The following is an 18,819-nucleotide window of genomic DNA, read 5'->3' on the forward strand; positions in this document are numbered from 1 at the left end:
GAAAAAAATCGAATTACATTCATTTTTAAAAGCTTACGCGGTAAAATCGTTGCAAACATCGTTGCATCAAGGATCTCGTGGCCAACCTCTCCGATCTGCGCCGAGCGCTGACACGCGCGCCGCCGGTTTCAACGCGCGACCTGTGCCGACACCTGGGCGGTGTCGACCGTGCCACCCTGTTGCGCTGGGTGCGCCGTCTGGAGGACGAGGTGGTGCGCCTCGGTCAGGCGCGCCGCTCGGCCTATGCGCTACGGCGTGCGGTACGCGGACGGCTGGAGCCGATTCCGCTCTATCGGCTCGATGCCTCGGGGACCGGGCATCTGCTCGGGCGGCTGAGTCTGATCGAGCCTGAAGGCAGCGCTCTGGAGTGGGCGGAATCCTGCCCCTGGCCGCTCGATCCGACCATGGGCGACGGCTGGTTCGACGGATTGCCGTACATGCTCTACGACATGGCGCCGCAGGGATTCCTCGGGCGGCATTTCGCGCATCGCCATGCCCAGCGGCTCGGGGTCAGCGAACGTCTGTCGGACTGGTCGGACGCCGATCTGGTGCATGTGTTGTCGATGCTGGGACACGATCAGCCGGGCGATCTCATTCTGGGTGAGGCCGCCTTCGACGCCGAACTCGAAGCGCGTGCCCAGCGCCGACCGGTCGCCCGCACCGACTATCCGGCGCTGGCCGAGCGCGCCTTGGCTTTCGGCGAACCCGGTTCGTCGGCCGGCGGCGAGTACCCGAAGTTCACGGCGCTGGTCGAGCATGACGGTCGCCCGATGTCGGTGATCGTCAAGTTTTCCGGGGCCGACGCCACGCCCGTTGTGCGGCGCTGGTCGGATTTGCTCATCGCCGAGCATCTGGCCCTGGAGGTGGTGCGTGAAGTGCTGGAGCTACCGGCAGCGATCAGCCGTCTCATCGAAATCGAAGGGCGCACCTTTCTGGAGGTCGAGCGCTTCGATCGCCCCGGAGATCATGGCCGCGCACCCGTCTGTACCCTGGCCGGCCTCAATCCCGCCCTGATCGGACGCGCCGCCGAACCCTGGCCGGTCAAGGCGGCGGACTTGCAGCGACAGGGTTGGCTGCCCCAGGCGGAACTCGAACGCCTTCGCCGTCTGTGGTGGTTCGGCCGGCTCATCGCCAACACCGACATGCACGACGGCAATCTGGCGTTCGTGCCCGGACTGGCCCTGGCCCCCGCCTACGACATGCTGCCGATGCGCTATGCCCCGACGCGCACGGGCGAGGTGCCGCCGGTGGTGTTTCAACCGCCGATGCCGCGCCCGGAGGATCAGGACGTCTGGGCGGACGCTCACCGGGCCGCGTGCTGTTTTTGGGAACGCGCCGCCGCCGACACGCGCCTCAGTTCGGTCTTCAGGGCCATCGCCGGCCAAAATGCGGCGATTCTTGCGAGGAAAATTGATGAGCACCCACGGCGACACCCGAAAAGCGGCGTTTGAAGCCGCCTGCCGACTGGCCGCCGCCGGCGAGCGTCCGACCGTCGTGGCCGTGCGCGCGAAGCTGGGCGGCAAAGGCGGGCAAAACGCGATCCAAGCCGGATTGAATGACTGGATCGCCGAGGCGGCGAAACGCTTTCAACTGCCCGGTTTGCCGGAATCCCTGCAAATGGCGGTGATCGCGTTCTGGGACGTGGCTTGTCAGACGGCTCAGGCGCAGTGGGATGAAGCGCGCGCCGGGATGCTCGCCCAGCTGGAAGCGCGCGACCAGCAGCTGGCCACACTCACGCAAGCGTGCGAGGCTCTGGAGCGCGAGCGCGATCAGACGCTTTCCGAGCGTGACCGACACGCGCAGGCGCTGCAACAGGCTCAGGCCGAGTTGTTCGCCGCCCACCAGCACATCCGCGCCCTGGAGACTGAGCGCGCCGATCTGGCGCAGCGTCTGGCCGACGCCGAGGCCGGCGTCGCGCAGCTGACGGAAACCGGTGCCGAGCTTGTCGCCAAAGTCAGAGATCTGGAATACAGCGAGCAGGGATTGAAAGAAGCGGCGAAGCGCCTTGAGACCGAGCGCGATCAGTTGCAGGCGGCTGTCGGCACGGCCAAGCAGACGATTGCCCAGCTGGAGCACCTTCGCACGCAGGAGGAACGCGAACGCGCCCAACTCACCGCCGCACTGGATCAGAGTCGGGCGGATCTGGAGACAGGGCGCACGGCACTCGCCGAGCGTGAGGCGCAGATCAAGACGCTCACCGAGCTCCTGGAGCGCACCCAGGCCACACATGAGGCCGAGTCAGCGCATTGGCTACTTCAGATCGACGATCAGCGCCAAGCACTGTCTGCCGCCCGCGAGCGTGAGAAGCGCTGGGACAAAGAGCGCGAGGAATTACGCGCCGAGACGCATCAGTTGCGCGCAGAGATCGCTCGGTTAAGTGCTAAAAAAATGCAGGCCATTAAAGAAAAAAAACCGGCACCGCTGTTCCTGGGGGACTCGGTTTGAACCTGCTGCTCGACACACACGTCGCCCTGTGGGCGATCACGACAAGGGACTGTCCGAGTACAGCTACAAGCCCCCGGCTTTAGCCGTGGGGTACATGACGGATAGTCCCAAATTGCCGTCGCACGCGAGGACGCTGATTCAGGCAACGACATCCATCGTCTGGGTGAGTGCAGCCAGCGTGTGGGAAATCGCCATCAAGCACGCGCTTGGCCGGGGCGACATGCCGGTATCGAGCCAGGAAGCTATCGACTACTTCCGCGAGTCTGGCTATCGCTTCCTGGCCATCGAGGCCGAGCATGCGGCAGCGGTCGAGGCTCTGCCCGCACACCACCAAGACCCGTTCGACCGCTTACTCGTCGCTCAAGCGCTGGTCGAACCGATGCGGCTGAGTCCTACAGGGGGTGCCCCCGTGTTCCCCGCGTGCGCGGGGATGAACCGTACAAGGCGCGAGAGCGCGACGCAGCAAAGGCGTGTTCCCCGCGTGCGCGGGGATGAACCGGCCCAACGGGCGCCTGGCCGTCAACAGCTTTGCGCCGCCCACCATTGCGCCATTCCACCTTCCAACGCTGAAAGATGACGCAAATAACGCTTGATCATCCGCACATCCTTCCAGCCGCCTGCCTGGAGGATTCCAGCCGTTGGAATTCCGGCGGCGGCCATATCCTGCGCGGCACCTACCCTGAGCGAATGACCCGAAACCGAACTGGCATGAGCGCGCCACGCGCTTCGTCGTGTTTCTTCTCCCATATCCTCCGGCAGAACCAATTCCCCTCGTGCTTCTGCCAGACGCCCCATGGCATCTTTTAGGATTAAATTCACCATACCATCTGTTAAGCGCAGCCCATAATTCGCACGCTTTAGGCAGGCCTCACCGTTGCGCTGTATCCGCGTCAACAGTGGCCCATCCTGGAGTCGACTGCGTGTCAGCCAGAGGCGCACAACTTTCGCGGCCGGCGGACTGAGATACCGCACATCGACATCAGCCTCCAGGTCGGTTTTTGTCGGACGCAGTGCAATCGTTGCAGAACCATCATCCAGCCACTGGACATCCTCCACATTAAGCGCAACCAGTTCGGCGCGACGCGCCAGGGTATTGTGCCCGATCACCAGCAGCGCCCGATCCCGCCAGCCGGACAGGGTGTCCGGAAGCAAGGGTAAGATCGCTGAAACATGCGACCAGCGCACCGCTGCCGCCTGTTTCGCGCCCCCGCTGCCGCGTACCAACGACTTCAATGTGTTTTTCACCAGCGGATGATCTGTCGGCGAGGGCAGTTCCAGGAGACGATGCAGCGTGGCAATCGTGCTCAAGTAGCGGCGCAGACTGTTGATCGAGCGCCGATCGCCATCTTCGGTGCCGACGCCGGAACGCTGATCGGTCAGAAAACAGGCCAGCAAATGTGGGGAGACGGGGAGGGTCACGCGCGCGTGACGCTCAGGGACATGCCTGGCCGCCGGGCCCAGGCACCACTCTCGAAACACAGCCCAGTCTGCGGCCCAGGCTTTGCGCGTGTTGGGCGCGGCGGCGGCCAGGGCGCCGGCCACAATCGGGGAGGGTGCTTGCATCCAACCGTCCGGGGCGAACAATGGTTCGACCAGGCCGGCGGGCAAACGGGGGGCGTGGTTTTGAGCAAGCGACAGAGGGCGCGTACATGACAGATCGTCTTCGACCTCAAGCGCACGAGAGAAAGAAGCGTTGCGTATTGAGTTACGCGGTTCTGAATGATTGGTGGCAATACGCTTAGGCATGAGGTATAGCTCGGTGTGCTGGGCGGCTGTGATTATCCTCACGAAAGTCCCGCGAAAAATCAAATCTAATTTCCTGATTAGTTACGAAGCTCAGCACTGCGGTGCGAGAACTCTCAGGCCAAGTTTTTGTTTTCTCTTGCCCGGTCAATCTCTGACCACCTAAGCGCGGCCTCCAAGTCAGCGCAGACGACCAGCGTACCTGGCACAAACTCAGATGGCTGAAAATAATTTCATAAAAACAATGAATTACAGTGAGCGTGAATGTGCTGAGCTTCGTAACTAATCAGGTCTAATTTTGAGGTAAAAATAATTCAAAGCAAACAAAGCAAGCGCCGCGATTGCGCCTGAGCTTGATTTGTTTTAAGCTAGATACAGGGGCGTCCATTGATGTGCTCACGTCCTATTTCGATAATTAAGAAAACAGCCGTTTGAGCAAATTTGCCGCGCATCCTGCGCATCGACGCGAAGCGTGATGCGTCAGTCAAGCGGCGGCCCGAGCTTGCGAGGGTCATCCTGGTTTTCGATATAGCGCAGCAGCGTATCGATGTTGGCACGCCCGCCCACACTGATCAGGGCATAGGCACGGTTCCAGAAATAGGGCTTCCAGTAATACGGCGCGAGTTCTTGGGCGAACTCCTTGCGCATCCGGCGGGCGGTGACGGACTTCAGGTTCTTGACCAGATCGGAGAGCTTGACCGTGGGCGGAGCCTCGAACAGCAGATGCACGTGGTCGGCCTCGCCACCGAATTCGACCATCTGACACCCCCATTTGGTCAGCAGGTCACGCAGGATCTCTTCGAGCCGTGCGAGCATCGGCGCCGTCAGACATTTGTGCCGATACTTCATTGACAGCACTAGATGATAATAAAGCCTGTAAGCACTGTGGTTGCTGGTTCTAAGGCTTGATCTATCCATCGACATCACCTACGATATGAATCATGGAAACCATGATACGCACGGATAAGTGGCCCCTGCAAGCCACCTCGTATCAGCGGCATCTGATGCGGCTGACGCTGGCGGAATACCGTCAGTTTTGCCGTGCGCTCTCGATCGTGGTGTTGAATAACTGGCCGGAACTCCACGCTGCGCCCAGCTTTGCCGCCGCCGTCGAACGGCTCATCCATCCCACGAAGCTGCACCCAAACCCGCGTCATCACTATTTCGCCAAGCGCTTCTACAAGTTCCCGTCCTATTTACGCCGCGCCGCCATCGAGTTCGTCAAGGGCCAGGTGTCGAGCTACCTGAGCCGCTATCAAGCCTGGCAAGGCGGCGAGCGTAAACACCGCCAAGCCCGTCCGCCACGATTCAACCCGGTTGCTCAGTGCTATCCGGTGCTGTACCGGGGACAATTGGTGAAGTTCGATACCGATTTCACCACCGCCACCTTGAAACTGTGGAATGGCAAGGAGTGGCTCTGGCATGACGTGGCCATCAAGTCGGTCCGCCAGCGCCACCACACGGGCGTCGTTAAATCGCCAACGCTCGTGCTCAATCGGGACTATCACCTGGCGGTCCCGGTCAATGTCACACCGCCACGACTCCCCGATCACGGGCGCGTCTGCGCGGTGGATGTGGGGATCAATACGCTGGCAACAGCCAGCCTTGTTTCGCAAAACGGCACTGTCTCGGCGCGCGGTTTTTTCCACCCCGCCGCAGATATAGACCGTCGTGACAAGCGCGCCCGGATCATCCGCAACAAAGCGCGCAAAACCGCCAAGCTCTCCAAGGGCTTCGCGCGAACCTGGTATCGCAAGGCCCAGCACATCAACGAGCAGATCGCCCAGCAGACCTCGCGGCGCGTGGTGAATTTTGCGTTGGAGCATGGCGCTGACGTGATTGTGCTGGAAGATCTGAAAGGCTGGCGTCCTAAGGCGGGCAAGAAACGCTCGGGCCTGCGTCAGCGCTTCCATCAGTGGCTCCATCGTCGACTCGCCACGCTGATCGAGCAGAAGATGACCGAGGCCGGTGGGCGGATCGTCTACGTCTATGCGCGCGGCACCTCATCCTGGGCCTTCGACGGCTCGGGCCGCGTTCAACGCGATACCCAGCAATACGAACGGGCAACCTTTGCCAATGGCAAGCAGTACAGCGCTGATCTCAACGCCAGCTACAACATCGGCGCCCGCTATTGGGCCTGGAAAAACAAACTGACCCGCCGCAAGGACGGGCAGTTGTCAGAGGACAGACGTTCCCCTGGCAAACCGAGAATACCGGTCACGCTCTCAACGCTTTGGTTGCGAGAGCTTGAAGCCCCGCATCAATGCGCCGCATGATGCGCGGGAGTATTCACCACGTCACGGTAATGCCGCTGGTAGGCGTCGATTGCGCTGCCGCTGGCCGCTGCAAGCTCCAGGGCAGGTGCTGATTGAATCCGACACCTCTATAACCCGGACCGCGCACCGTTCGCTCGGAAGCTTTAGGGGCCTTCTCGCCGAGCCCCCGGCTCGCCGAGGCCTCGGCGAGCCCGGCGCGGCCTTGACATCCTCCCCGGCCTGAAGGCCGGAGCTATCCTTCCCCGCCCTGAACGGCGGGGCTTGCCGCGCACCGGGTCAGGCCACGCGCCGCCCCCCAGAACCCCTCGGCTTTAGCCGTGGGGAGGTTCAGTGATGGGGTTTTTTTCTTAAAGCTAGATATAAGATAGCTATAGTAGGGTTACCCGTCTTGCGCGAAAAGCCCCGCCGTTCAGGGCGGGGATGGATAGCGCGTCCCTGAGTGGGCCTTGAGCCGACTCAGGGGCTATCTTGCAATGACTTGCAAGATACTTTATCCTTTAAGGCATGGCGACACTCACCAAAACACTCAAGCTTCCGTTCCTGCGGCTTAATCAAGCCAAGATGGAGCAGTTCGAGCGGTTGCAGCAACTCAATACCGAGGTCGCCAATCAGATCCTCGCCCTCCCTAAAGCCGAACGACGCGCCTTGACCTCCAAGGCGTTTGCCCACCTCGACATCGGCTCGGCGTGGATCAACCAGACCATCCGCAATGCCAACGCCCGCACGCCGATCAAACATTTCCGGCGGCTACCACTAGAGACCAATAACCAGAATTGGACACTGCATCGGGTCGGCGAGACCTTCAGTCTCGGATTTGGCCTGGTGCGCGGCGTCAAAAAGCGCGTACCGCTGGAGGTGCATATGGCCTCCCACCAGGCGTGGCTGGAGGCGGTGCTCGATGGTCGAGCCAAAGCGGGAAGTCTGAAACTGGTGCGCTCCAAAAAAGGGATCTGGTCAGCCTGTCTCTCGGTGTCGATGGAGGTTCCCGACGCCACAGAGACCGGGCGCTGGATCGGGATCGACCGGGGGCAGAATATTCCCGTTGTGGCCGCTACGCCGGATGGTCCCGTGGTGTTCTGGAAAGCGGCGCGCATCCGTCATGTGCGGCGCGTCTATGCCCAACGGCGCGCGCGGCTTCAGAAACGGGGTAAACATCAGGCGGTCAGGAAACTGGAGTCGCGCGAACGGCGCATCGTCACCCATATCAACCACTGCATCAGCCGTGAATTGGTCGAGTTGGCCCAACGACTGGAGGCCGGGATTCGCTTGGAAGACCTGTCCGGGATTCGCCAATCCTCCAAACAGTCTAAAGCCGCCAAGCGCGATGCCGGACACAACCGCGACTACTGGCCGTTCTATCAGCTGGAAACCTTCATCCGCTACAAAGCGATGCAGGCCGGCGTGGCGGTGGACGCCGTGCGTCCGCACTATACCTCCAAGACCTGTCATCACTGCGGCGCCCTCAATGAGCGGCGCAAACACGCCTATGTCTGCACACGCTGCGGACACCAGGCGCACGCCGATGCCAACGCGGCGCAAAACGTCCGCGACTGGTATGGGCTGTGCTGCCCAGTGGTTCTTGAGGCTCCACTGGGCGGGCCGCATGACCCGGCCCCAAAGCGGGTACGCGAAATCACCGCGAAAGCGGTGATGTAGCTAGAACCGCAACTTCTCCGCCCCGGACGGAATCCCCGTCCTTTAGGGCGGGGAGGAGGTCAATCGGCTTCAGCCTAGTGGCGCTGGGATATCTGTCCTGGCTGGCGTGGCGGGCGGTGCGCGGACGGTTGCTGTCGCGGCTGATGCGTGATCAAGACGATCTGACCGGCTCGGGCGACTGAGACGTTGCGATCACGACTAAACCACTGGAGAACAGAACCATGCCATTCACGACACTGTCACGCGGGGCGCTGTGGAGCCTGCTGCTCATGCTCCTGATGTTCGGGACCGTTCAGGCCGATCCCATCGCCGAGGTCGCGCGGATCCTCGACGACATTCGCCAGGATCAGCCGGTGCCGCGCCTGGACTATCTGCACCCTGTCGCACCCATGAATCCCGGATGCGCGCTCTTCGAGGGGCAGTATGGCGCCGTCACCCTCCAGGTCGAGACCCATCCCGACAGTCCGCGTGTCGCCTCGCTCCTGCTCCGGATCCCCGGCCCGGATCAGACCCGCGCCCTGCTCCCGACCGTCTCGCGCGTACTCGGACCACCGCACAGTCAGGATCGACGCCAATCGGTCTATGGCTGGGAGTGGCCCGACTATCGCGCTGCTTCGCTCCACTATGTCCCCGGCGGCTCCGGCGCACCGGGTCAGACGATCGTGTCGCTGTTCTATCGCTAGCCGATCCGGCTGACCGGACCATCGAGGACATCCCCATGTGCACTGACAAGGCTTCAGGTACGCCCTCACTCCGCGCTCGCTATCACGGGGCCCTGCTGGGACTGGCCGCCGGCGATGCGCTCGGCACCACGCTGGAGTTCACCCGTCCCGGCACCTTCGAGCCGATCACGGACATGGTCGGCGGCGGTCCCTTCCGGCTCGCCCCCGGCCAGTGGACCGATGACACCTCGATGGCGCTGTGTCTGGCCGAGAGCCTGATCGAATGCCGGGGCTTCGATGCCGCCGATCAGATGCGCCGCTACCGGCGCTGGCGGGACGAGGGCTATTGGAGCAGTACCGGGCGCTGCTTCGACATCGGCAACACCGTGGCCGGTGCCCTGAACCGCTTCATCGACACCGGCGATCCCTTCGCCGGCGTGACCGATCCCCACACCGCCGGCAACGGCTCGCTGATGCGTCTGGCCCCGATCCCACTGGCCTTCGCCCGTGATCCGGTCGCCGCCGTGGAACAGGCCGGGCGGATGTCGCGCACCACCCATGGAGCGGACGAGGCGGTCGATGCCTGCCGCTACTATGCCGGACTGCTCATCGGCGCCCTCCAGGGCGTGGAGAAGCCTGTGCTGCTCGCCCCGCACTTCGCCCCCGTGGGCGTCGACTGGAACCAAACACCCCTGGCCCCGGCCATCGCCACGATCGCCGCCGGTTCCTTCAAGGAGCGCCATCCCCCGGCCATCCGGGGCACCGGCTATGTGGTCCAGGCGCTCGAAGCGGCGCTGTGGGCCTTCCACACCAGCGACACTTTTGCGGACGGGGCGCTCAAGGCGGTCAATCTGGGCGAGGATGCCGATACCACCGGGGCCATCTATGGCCAGTTGGCCGGCGCCTACTATGGCGTGGCGGCGATTCCCGCGCCCTGGCGCGCCCGACTGACCCACGCCGAGTCGATCGCCCGCCTGGCCGATGGGCTACTGGATCTGGCGGCGACGGATTGAAGCCAGGGTCGACACCCATGATGCCATCGCCGGGCACCGTCACAGGACCGTCGAACGCTCCGCCCTTTGCTCAGCCGGCTAGGGCACAGGCGGTACGGACCAGAAGAACCCGCCGAGAACCACACCAATGAGCAACAGCGGTGGAACGAAACCCGTGCTCACCGCCGGCCCCCAGAATGGCCGGCGTCGGATCGCGGACGTCTGAAACTGTCTCGAAGTCATCGCCAACCCCTGTGTCTTCATGAATGGCACCTGATCCATCCCGTCAAGGCTGCCAACCCGAATCACCCTGTTGCTCGCGCAGACGCTGCACCTCGGCGAGGCAGCGCCAGTGACAGGCCAGCCGACGATAGGCGCACAGCTGATCGGGTTCCCGACAATCGGTGGGGTGCAGGCACAGGGCGTCGATATGGCACAGGATGGTCTCGGCCAGCGCGACCGAGCGATCGCGGACATACTGATGAATGAGATCGGCAAGCCGTCGGCGCAGGTGCGAGGCTTCCAGGCGCGTGAGGTCGTCGAGTTCCAGGTGGTGCGTCAGGGCGGACATGGTGTGTTTCTCCCGAGATGAGCGGTTGAGGAAACACCCGGCTTGGCGATCCGATCTGGAGTGGCTGGCGGGTCTATTTGATAATGATTCTCATTTTATACCAAAGATGCCCCCTGTCAAGCAGTCGGCACACACGGCTCAGAACGCTCAGACCCAGATCACCGCCTCATGCGCTCAACATTGTGGCAGTAGCGATCTATTTCCGACTTTAATACCCTGATATTTCGCAATGCGAACGTGCATGGATGTACGCTCTAATGAACGCCATTCGTCACCCTGGGTGACGGTTCGTTCACCACCGGATCCGGCCCGGACTCCACCGGCTTGCCTTTGAGGATCAACTCGACCTCGCGCGCATGACGCGCTAGGTGCACCGTCAGCGTTTCCAGGTCTTCATCGGGCAGGTTCGGCAACACCGATCCGGCGCGCAGCCAGTCGGCCAGCCGCTCGGCGTTCTCCAGGATCCGGTCATAGGCTTCGGCGGCCTTCTTGTCGGCGGTGCGCAAGCGTTCCACTCCCCGGCGGTCACGGACGATGTATTCGATCTCGATCATGGTGTGGCCCTGTTTTGGCCATCAGTGGTCTGGGTTGGGGAGTATAGCGCTCAGGGTTCCGCCCCTGGTTCTCCCCGCCCTGTTTTGCCGACTGGCATCCGCTGGATGCAGCCTGAGTGCCACGATGTCCGGCACCCATGTGCTCGGTGCTTGGGACGCGCCCAATAGATTAGGAAGGGATTAAAAATAGATTAAAAGAAGATTAGGCGATTTTGGGCATCAAAAAAAGTTCTTTTATTTCAATATTTTAAGTTCGATTTTTGTAACTTCTCAATAAGTCATGGCGGCGTTGTCTGACGAGATCCGTTACAGTAGGCGTCATCCCCTGATCCAGCGACCAACCATCACCCACCGCCCCATGCCGATACCGATTCAACTGCCTGACATCCCGGAAGCGGAGCGCACGCCGCTGGTGGAGCAGTTGTTGAGTCTGATCGAAGCGCTGATGGAAGCCAACCAGCGGCAAGCGGAGCAGATCCAACAGTTGCGCGATGAGATCGCGATCCTGAAGGGAGAGAAGGCGCGTCCCGTATTCAAGCCCAGTGGGATGGAGGGGTCAGGCCAGGGCGCGGGGGGAGGCGAAGAGGGCGGTGAGGAGAAGCCACGTCGGGCCGGTTCGAGCAAACGGGCCAAGACCCAAGAGCTGATCATTCACGAAGACTGTCCGATCGCGCCGCGCGAAGAGGTGCCGGCGACGGCGCGCTTCAAGGGCTACCGGGATTTCATCGTTCAGGATCTGCACATTGGGGCGCACAACACGCGCTATCGTTTGGAAGTGTGGCAGACGCCGGAGGGAGAGTGGTTGTGCGGAGAGCTCCCGGCCACGGTGCAGGGGAGTCATTTCGGGGCGGGTTTGCGCGCCTATGTACTCTACCAATACCATCAGTGCCATGTCACCCAGCCGTTGTTGCGCGAGCAACTCCTGGAGTGGGGAATCGACATCTCCGTCGGTCAGATCGACGCCCTGCTCAGCGGTCGCAACGACGTCTTCTTCGCCGAAAAGGACCAGCTCCTGGAGGTGGGGCTGGAGGTCAGCTCCTACGTCACGGTCGATGACTCCGGGGCGCGCCATCAGGGGCGCAACGGCTACGTCACCCACATCGGCAATGACTTCTTCGCCTGGTTCTCCAGCAGCGAAAGCAAGAGCCGGATCAATTTCCGGCGCCTGCTGCAAGCCGGTGAGCCGTTCTACAGCCTCAATGACGAGGCCCTGGCCTATTGGCGCGCCCAAGGTCTGCCTCAGGCCATGTGCCGGGCGCTGATGGCACCGCCGATCCTGGAACTGACGACGACCACCGCTTGGGAGGCCCATCTTCAGACCCTGGGTATCACCCAGGAGCGCCATCAGCGCATCGCTACAGAAGGGGCCTTGCTCGGCGGCGTCCTGGCCAAAGGGCTCTCACGCGAGTTGGTCATCGTCAGCGATGGCGCCGGACAGTTCGCCATCCTGCTCCATGCCCTGTGCTGGGTGCACGCCGAACGCCGGATTCATACGCTCATCCCACTCAATGAGCGCCACCGCCAGGATCAGCAGCGGGTGCGCGCCCAACTCTGGGCGCTCTACGCCGACCTCAAGGCGTACCGGTGCGACCCCGATCCCGACGCCATCGCCGGCCTACGCGCCCGCTTCAAGGCCCTGTTCACCCAGAAAACCTCTTGGGCCACGCTCAATGCGCTCCTCAAGCGCCTCAAGGCCCATCAGCAAGAACTCCTTCTCGTACTCCTGCGCCCCGACATCCCGCTACACACCAACGGTAGCGAGAACGACATCCGCAGCTACGTCAAATGGCGCAAGATCAGTGGCGGAACCCGCAGTGATCTGGGACGCCGCTGCCGCGACACCTTTGCCAGCCTGAAGAAGACCTGTCGTAAGCTCGGGATCTCCTTCTGGGACTACCTCAACGACCGGATTGGGCAGGTGGGCGCTATCCCGCCGTTGCCCGAGATCGTGCGCCAACGGGCTTTAGCCGCCAAGGGCGTGCCGTGAGTTATTGAGAAGTTACCGATTTTTGCGGTGCCACCATGGGTTCTATCCCGTGCCACCATGGGTTCTATCCCGTGCCACCATGGGTTCTATCCCGTGCCACCATGGGTTCTATCCCGTGCCACCATGGGTTCTATCCCGTGCCACCATGGGTTTTATCCCGTGCCACCATGGGTTCTATCCCGTGCCACCATGGGTTCTATCCCGTGCCCGACAGATAGCCCAACGTCCCACCTCATGAAGACTCAGCGGCTTATTTCCGTCCCGTGTGACTTGAAAATGGCTGGACAAGAGCGAGAGGCATGGGTTCTATCCCATGTCTGACATGGTGCCAAGGCCAGCCAACCATGGGTTCTATCCCATGCGTTGACCGGCCGAAACCTGATCTTGGTCGGGAGATCAGTCTTTCTTCTTCGAGCGTCGGGCGAGATGTTTTGCCTGACTTGGCGTTGGCGTCTTGAAGATGAGAACGAGGTCGTTTTCGTCGATACGCCACGTCCAACCTGTTGCCTCGGAAACCTTGTCCAAGGCCAAGCGGAGTTGACGGCGGAAGTCGAACAATGCTCCGTTCTCGCTCCCCGAGAGCTGATGCAGGGTCTTGACCTTGAGCGGGAAGGGCTGGGCGTGGGTTGAGTAGAAGCCGTGGAGCCACTGAGCCAGCGGCTGCCGCTTGAGCTGCTGACGTTGCTGCCAGTCGATCTGACTCCAGCCATCCGGGCCGTAGAGCGCCACGATGGCTGGGTTCATTTCGATGCAGTATTCCCCGGTCTCGTCATCGCGTCCGCCGTGCTGGATCATGGGACCGAAGTAGGCGAACTTGCCGTGCTTGGCTTCGATGACCGCAGAGGCTAGACGGCTGAAGGCGCTCTTGAGCCATTCGACGTCCTTTCCTCCCGTCGAGCGATGGATGTTTTTGAGAAAGCTGTGTGCGGTGAAATGGATACGACAGCCGACACCGCCCTGACGTGCAAGGTGCAGGCATTGTTCCCAGACATCCAGGTCGGCTTGATCGAGCCGGGGGCCGGTGTAGCGCACCTCGTAGCCGTCCAGGCTCGTGACGAGTTCGCGATCCATGTAGCGCCTTGGGCCACGCTTGATCGCTCCGAACAATGCTGAACGCAGCGCCACATTCGGCACACCCCGAACCTGATCCGGCCAGATCGGTAGCGGCAACTGGAGGATCTTGGCCGTCTCTTCCAATTGGCGCTTCTTGGCGCGCTCGGCGCTGAGGGCTTCGAGTCGCGCAAGCGTGCCCAGCATCGACTCTTTCGCGCGTCCTGTCGGCTTGCTCGGCGCCGTCGACGGGTCATGGGCCGGCGACTGTTCCGGGGCTGTGTTGGGGCCGGATGGAGACTCCGGCAGGGTCTGAGGTCGGCGAGCCATCCTATGGTCCTCCAGGCGCCATGACGTGTGTTTTTTCCTCCCCGATCATACCCGATGGATACCGACCGGGCGAACCGAGATGACGCGCGCTGATACGTGGCGTTGCCACGCCGCATCGTATTCGGGCATCCTGCCGGCTGGAGTCGCCATTCAGGAGGTCAAGACGCCTGTAGACCAACGCCCATCCCGGTGCCCTCATTGAATTTTCAGGTATTTTTTGAGCAACCGCTCGACGATCTCGGTTTCCGTGACGCGCCGCCCTTCACGAGACGATTCGCGACTCGCTTCCGCTTTGAGCGCCGTGGCGATATGCCAGCGCAGCCGGAACATCTTCTGAACTACCGGCACCGGTGCGGAGACTTCGATCATCATTGACTCTGGAGCGCTACTGAGAGGCGGTGCGGGCGTGTCCTCGATCGCGGTAGTGTCGGCTCGAGAATTAGCACCTTCAAGAAACGCATCAACGCTCGGTTTTGGTTTCATTGCCACGAACCGTTAACCTCTTCAAATAATGATTGCATCTCAGCACTAGCAGCCTTGTCCCTGCCGTACTCGCCGACCGTCGAGCCGTCGCCGACCGAGCGCCGGTAAGCCACGCGCTCAATGATCATGGTCTTGAGCGCCGCCAGTTTTTGTTCGTTCAGAAAGCTGACCATATCGGTTGTGTCGCGCGTGCGCGGGTCAATGCGGTTGAGCAAAACCCGCACTTCCAGATCGGGGTTGTAGTCACGGGCCATATCGACGAGCGTCAGGATGTCGGTAAGAGCAGCCGCATCCAACTGCGACGCCCCGACAGGGATGATCGCGCGCTGTGCAAGCAGGAGAGCCGAGCGTAGGCCGGCCGTGTCGCGCCCGCCCGCGTCGACCACAGCCTGCTCGAATCCTTTGGCAAGGGGGCGCCCCTCGTTCAGGATGGCCTTTTCGTGCAGGCAGGTTGTTGTGGGCGACGGAGCCTCAGGAGCGTAATCGCGACGCCACGCAGCCCAGGACGCCGCGCTCCCCTGCGGATCGCCATCAATGAGGAGCGTGCGGCTGTTTTGGGCAAACAGCGTTGCCAGATGCACGGCGATCGTGGTCTTGCCCACGCCGCCTTTCGAGTTCACGACGGCATAAATGGTCATCAGTTTCTCCGCAAAAAGATTTTTGCAATCCTTATTCTAGCATCAAGATAGCTATCAAACCGATAGATAAATCGGCGTCCGCTGCTTCCGGCCTTCAGGCCGGGGAGGATGTCAATTGGTCTTTTTCTCAAAAACCTGGATCGCCGGGTTTTCGAGCACCACGACATCCGGCCCGTCGGCCCCGACGCGCGTTCCAAGCTTGCCGGTCAGTGAGGCGACCCACTGGGGCCAGTCCGCCTTGGCCTTCTCCAATTTCTTCCAGGCTTTCGGAGGCAGCGTGGCCACGACCAGGGCGCTCTCGGTCTGGATGCCGATTTTCATGCCGCTTTTGACAGGCATCGGCTTGGGGATTTCGGAAAATTTAACGGTCAGTTCGAGTCGGCCAGGCACGATGTTGTCCTCGGTCAGTGGGGCGTCGATGGGAAGCTCGGGAACCGGCGCCGTCGTTTTTGCAGGCGGGTTCCACCTTTTTTCGAGTCGGGCTTTCGCGTGCTCAGAGGCCTCCGCCGTGACACTTCCGGCGGGTTGGCCCTGGAGATCGACCCGAGGGGTATCTGGTCGCAGACTTTTTAGGTAGCGCACGCGCGAGCAGTAGACCGACAAGGTATGGCGGACCTGTTGGGGGTCGTGCCCCACCTCGACCAGGTCGTCGAAAAGCCCAATTTTGAGCGGCTGGGGCTTCTTCCAGTCGAAACAGGCTGGATATAGGTCGGCGAGATCGAGCAGGGGTGGTCGCGATTTTTTGCGTTCCGACGCTTTCGTTTCGGGCATATGCTTGCAAGCACAATGATAGATGCGAAATAGCTATCTTAAAGATAGAACATAGATTTGTTAAGCGCCAAATACGCGAGACTGCCGCTCCGACAGACAGCGACGCTCGTTTAGGCGCGGCGGCTAGACTCGTCCCCCACGCCCCGTCGGTCTTTGACAGCCGATCGCGCATCGAAGGGGGCTTGCCGACGGTCACGGCCAGGCGCCCGTTGGGCCTGGAGACCCCGTTGGATTCGCCCCCAGAACCCCTCGGCTTTAGCCGTGGGGAGGTTCAGTGATGGGGTTTTTTCTTAAAGCTAGATATAAGATAGCTATATATCGCCATTCTATATAGACGCCACCCCCAAACCACCCCGCTCTTTCCTGACCCACAAATCCTCTTGAACCCAGCCTGTCGCTGGGACTTGAAGAGGAAATACCCATGAGCAACAACACGCACGTTTCCGTCGACGCCGAGCGCCGCCTCTATATCATCAAGCACCCGGCCGGCGTCAGCTGCCTGGGCTTTGACAATCTGGAGCAGAACCTGTCGGTGCTTCAAGAGCGCCTGGATCTGTCGGTAGAGGTAGAGAGCGCCCCGGTGGGGACGCCTGAGCGTTACGCTCAATACGAGCAGATGCTTGATGAGGCCAGTCGCTATCCAAAAAAGATGGCAGGGACATGGTTCAAGCCGAAGACCCCTCCGCGGGTCCGGCGGATCCTGGAGAAAGCGTGGCGTGAAGACGTCAAGCTTCGCCTTTTTTTCGGCGACGTCGACTCAGGGCGGGACTGGCTGGAGGAGAACGACACTTCCGGCCGGATCGGTCGCTCGACGGGGCTGATGAAAGTTCCCCTTCTCTTGAGTGACAGCGGACGCTTCGGCGCTCCGATTCTCGATGACTGCATCGTCAAGATACAAAACCAAGCGGGGAAGGTACTGTGGCAGCACCGCAAGTACCATCTTCCCGAGATGGAGATCCAGAAGGGCTCGGGGGGATCCTGGGAACTGCTGGTCGAAGGTCGCGTTCACGCCCGCTTTAAATCTTCCTGATTAGTTACGAAGCTCAGCACTGCGGTGCGAGAACTCTCAGGCCAAGTTTTTGTTTTCTCTTGCCCGGTCAATCTCTGACCACCTAAGCGCGGCCTCCAAGTCAGCGCAGACGACCAGCGTACCTGGCACAAACTCAGATGGCTGAAAATAATTTCATAAAAACAATGCCTGATTAGTTACGAACCTCAGCAGACTCGTCTCTTCTAGTCTACACTCTCAGTAGATGCCACTCACCGGAGACAGCTGATGCCTCAGAACACGATTCAGTTTCAGAAAGGCTTGAGTTTGCCGGAGTTTCTCCAGAACTACGGAACCGAGGACCAGTGCAAACAGGCCCTTGAACAGTGGCGTTGGCCGCAAGGCTTCGTCTGCCCGAGCTGCGGACACGCGGGTGAGCCGGTGCGCTTGCGCACGCGGGCGCTGTTGCAGTGTCGCCACTGTCATCATCAAACCTCACTGATCGCCGGAACGATCTTTGAGGCGACCAAGTTGCCGCTGACGACCTGGTTTTCGGCGATGTTTCTGCTGACACAGCAGAAAAACGGGATCTCGGCCCTGGAGCTCAAACGGCATCTGGGCGTGTCCTATTTGACGGCGTGGCGGGTTAAGCACAAATTGTTGCAAGTCATGAAAGAGCGCGACGATCAAACGCCGCTCAGCGGCGTCATCGAGGTCGACGACGCCTACTGGGGCGGCGAGCACCACGGGGGCAAGCGCGGGCGCGGCTCACCGAACAAGGTTCCATTCATCGCCGCGCTCTCGTGCGACGAGGACAACCACCCCATCGGCCTGCGCTTGGGTAAAGTCGCCGGCTTCCGCAAAACCGAGGTCGAACGCTTCGCCAAGCGCCACTTTGACCCCAGCGCCCTCATCCGCACGGATGGATTGTCCTGCTTCAGCGCCATCGCCGCGGCCGGATTCGAGCACCAGCCGATCGTCACCGGCGGCGGCCACCCCAGCATGGAGATTCCTGAGTTCCAGTGGCTCAATACCGTGCTGGGCAACGTCAAAAACAGCCTGCAAGGCTCCTACCATCATCTCAGCGGCAAGCATCTGCCGCGCCACCTCGCCGAGTTCTGCTATCGCTTCAATCGCCGCTTCGACCTCGCCGCCATGCTGCCGCGCTTGGGCAAAGCCGCGGTGCGTACACCCCCAATGCCGCATCGCCTCCTCAAACTAGCTGAGCTATGTTAATAATCAGGTAAATCTTTGGGTGAAGCAGCCGCCTATACCGCGTTTTTGAGCGGTGAACGCTACCCGGACTGACCTGACTGAGCCATCGGCTCTACCCCACGCCCCATCGGTCCTTGACTGATGGGGTTTTTGCATGCTTTATCCAGTGCGCCGTAAAACCCCGTCCTTCAGGGCGGGGAGGATGTCAAGGAGCAAAAAACAGTTCTTGATTTTTTCTTCATTTTTCATCAGGATTTTCCACTGTAGATAGGTTATCTACAAGCGTGAAGGTTTCACGCCCCATGGTCGGGGTCAACGTCGAATCGCAAGGTTGTTCTCTGTTCAGGATGAACGCCGAGGCAATTTTTATGGCGCAAGCTGGGTTTCGACGGCTGACACGGCCCATGTTGCCGGTGTTGACCGGCCATTCGGTTGGGACTGCTCAACCCGGACTCCAG

At 61.2% G+C, this 18,819-nt stretch carries 17 protein-coding genes and 1 pseudogene; 10 read left to right on the forward strand and 8 right to left on the reverse strand.

What is annotated here, in order from left to right; translation table 11 throughout:
- Window positions 1-77: 77 nt before the first annotated feature.
- From yjjJ to Atep_RS15605, 3 genes and pseudogenes are all read left to right on the forward strand, one after another.
- A complete protein-coding gene (yjjJ, locus tag Atep_RS15595; RefSeq protein WP_213382189.1) occupies window positions 78-1,451 on the forward strand; it encodes a type II toxin-antitoxin system HipA family toxin YjjJ in 1,374 nt (457 codons plus the stop codon).
- A complete protein-coding gene (locus Atep_RS15600; protein ID WP_213382198.1) occupies window positions 1,414-2,445 on the forward strand; it encodes a DNA-binding protein in 1,032 nt (343 codons plus the stop codon). Before yjjJ ends, Atep_RS15600 begins: the two co-directional genes overlap by 38 nt.
- Window positions 2,442-2,833: pseudogene (locus Atep_RS15605) on the forward strand (type II toxin-antitoxin system VapC family toxin); the annotation flags it as partial. The gene Atep_RS15600 and the pseudogene Atep_RS15605, both read left to right, overlap by 4 nt.
- A gap of 131 nt (window positions 2,834-2,964) precedes the next feature.
- Here Atep_RS15605 and Atep_RS15610 read toward each other — a convergent pair.
- Entirely contained in the window at window positions 2,965-4,191 is a 1,227-nt protein-coding gene (locus Atep_RS15610; protein ID WP_213382205.1) for a tyrosine-type recombinase/integrase, read from the reverse strand.
- Between the two features lie 477 nt (window positions 4,192-4,668).
- Window positions 4,669-5,112 carry an IS200/IS605 family transposase gene (gene tnpA / locus Atep_RS15615; RefSeq protein WP_419467517.1) on the reverse strand — a complete coding sequence of 148 codons (444 nt, stop codon included), beginning with the start codon at window positions 5,110-5,112 and terminating at the stop codon, window positions 4,669-4,671.
- A gap of 17 nt (window positions 5,113-5,129) precedes the next feature.
- On the opposite strand from tnpA, the gene Atep_RS15620 reads away from it, so the two are divergent.
- The 4 genes from Atep_RS15620 to Atep_RS15635 all read left to right on the forward strand — a co-directional run bounded on the left by Atep_RS15620 (window position 5,130) and on the right by Atep_RS15635 (window position 9,795).
- Complete coding sequence (locus Atep_RS15620) at window positions 5,130-6,464, forward strand: RNA-guided endonuclease TnpB family protein (RefSeq protein ID WP_236786832.1); 1,335 nt, start codon at window positions 5,130-5,132, stop codon at window positions 6,462-6,464.
- 504 nt (window positions 6,465-6,968) lie between these two features.
- On the forward strand, window positions 6,969-8,120 hold the full coding sequence (locus tag Atep_RS15625; protein ID WP_213382209.1) for an RNA-guided endonuclease InsQ/TnpB family protein: 1,152 nt from the start codon (window positions 6,969-6,971) through the stop codon (window positions 8,118-8,120).
- 221 nt (window positions 8,121-8,341) lie between these two features.
- Window positions 8,342-8,803, forward strand: a complete 462-nt coding sequence (locus tag Atep_RS15630; RefSeq protein ID WP_213382212.1) for a hypothetical protein — start codon at window positions 8,342-8,344, stop codon at window positions 8,801-8,803.
- A gap of 35 nt (window positions 8,804-8,838) precedes the next feature.
- Window positions 8,839-9,795, forward strand: coding sequence for an ADP-ribosylglycohydrolase family protein (locus Atep_RS15635; protein ID WP_213382227.1), 957 nt, complete (start codon window positions 8,839-8,841; stop codon window positions 9,793-9,795).
- 265 nt (window positions 9,796-10,060) lie between these two features.
- On the opposite strand, the gene Atep_RS15640 is transcribed toward Atep_RS15635, so the two are convergent.
- The gene (locus tag Atep_RS15640) at window positions 10,061-10,345 is read right to left on the reverse strand and encodes an ATP dependent RNA helicase (protein ID WP_213382229.1); all 285 of its coding nucleotides are present in this window, start codon (window positions 10,343-10,345) and stop codon (window positions 10,061-10,063) included.
- A 254-nt stretch (window positions 10,346-10,599) separates the two neighbouring features.
- A complete protein-coding gene (locus tag Atep_RS15645) occupies window positions 10,600-10,899 on the reverse strand; it encodes a YebG family protein (protein ID WP_213382231.1) in 300 nt (99 codons plus the stop codon).
- A gap of 358 nt (window positions 10,900-11,257) precedes the next feature.
- Between Atep_RS15645 and Atep_RS15650 the strand changes: the two genes are divergently transcribed.
- Window positions 11,258-12,886 carry an IS66 family transposase gene (locus tag Atep_RS15650; protein ID WP_213381806.1) on the forward strand — a complete coding sequence of 543 codons (1,629 nt, stop codon included), beginning with the start codon at window positions 11,258-11,260 and terminating at the stop codon, window positions 12,884-12,886.
- A 396-nt stretch (window positions 12,887-13,282) separates the two neighbouring features.
- Here Atep_RS15650 and trfA read toward each other — a convergent pair whose 3' ends face one another.
- The 4 genes from trfA to Atep_RS15670 all read right to left on the reverse strand — a co-directional run bounded on the left by trfA (window position 13,283) and on the right by Atep_RS15670 (window position 16,158).
- On the reverse strand, window positions 13,283-14,266 hold the full coding sequence (gene trfA, locus Atep_RS15655; protein ID WP_236786868.1) for a plasmid replication initiator TrfA: 984 nt from the start codon (window positions 14,264-14,266) through the stop codon (window positions 13,283-13,285).
- A gap of 195 nt (window positions 14,267-14,461) precedes the next feature.
- Window positions 14,462-14,635 carry a hypothetical protein gene (locus Atep_RS15660; protein WP_213382233.1) on the reverse strand — a complete coding sequence of 58 codons (174 nt, stop codon included), beginning with the start codon at window positions 14,633-14,635 and terminating at the stop codon, window positions 14,462-14,464.
- Between the two features lie 110 nt (window positions 14,636-14,745).
- Window positions 14,746-15,387, reverse strand: coding sequence for a ParA family protein (locus tag Atep_RS15665; RefSeq protein WP_213382235.1), 642 nt, complete (start codon window positions 15,385-15,387; stop codon window positions 14,746-14,748).
- Window positions 15,388-15,498: 111 nt separating this feature from the next.
- Window positions 15,499-16,158, reverse strand: coding sequence for a ProQ/FINO family protein (locus Atep_RS15670; RefSeq protein WP_213382237.1), 660 nt, complete (start codon window positions 16,156-16,158; stop codon window positions 15,499-15,501).
- Between the two features lie 421 nt (window positions 16,159-16,579).
- On the opposite strand from Atep_RS15670, the gene Atep_RS15675 reads away from it, so the two are divergent.
- Both Atep_RS15675 and Atep_RS15680 read left to right on the forward strand, forming a co-directional pair.
- Window positions 16,580-17,188: a hypothetical protein gene (locus tag Atep_RS15675; RefSeq protein WP_213382239.1), complete on the forward strand. Its 609-nt coding sequence runs from the start codon at window positions 16,580-16,582 to the stop codon at window positions 17,186-17,188.
- A gap of 246 nt (window positions 17,189-17,434) precedes the next feature.
- Entirely contained in the window at window positions 17,435-18,382 is a 948-nt protein-coding gene (locus Atep_RS15680) for an IS1595 family transposase (RefSeq protein WP_213378308.1), read from the forward strand.
- Window positions 18,383-18,819: the final 437 nt, after the last annotated feature.

It is taken from the genome of Allochromatium tepidum (assembly GCF_018409545.1).
Lineage (GTDB): Bacteria > Pseudomonadota > Gammaproteobacteria > Chromatiales > Chromatiaceae > Thermochromatium > Thermochromatium tepidum_A.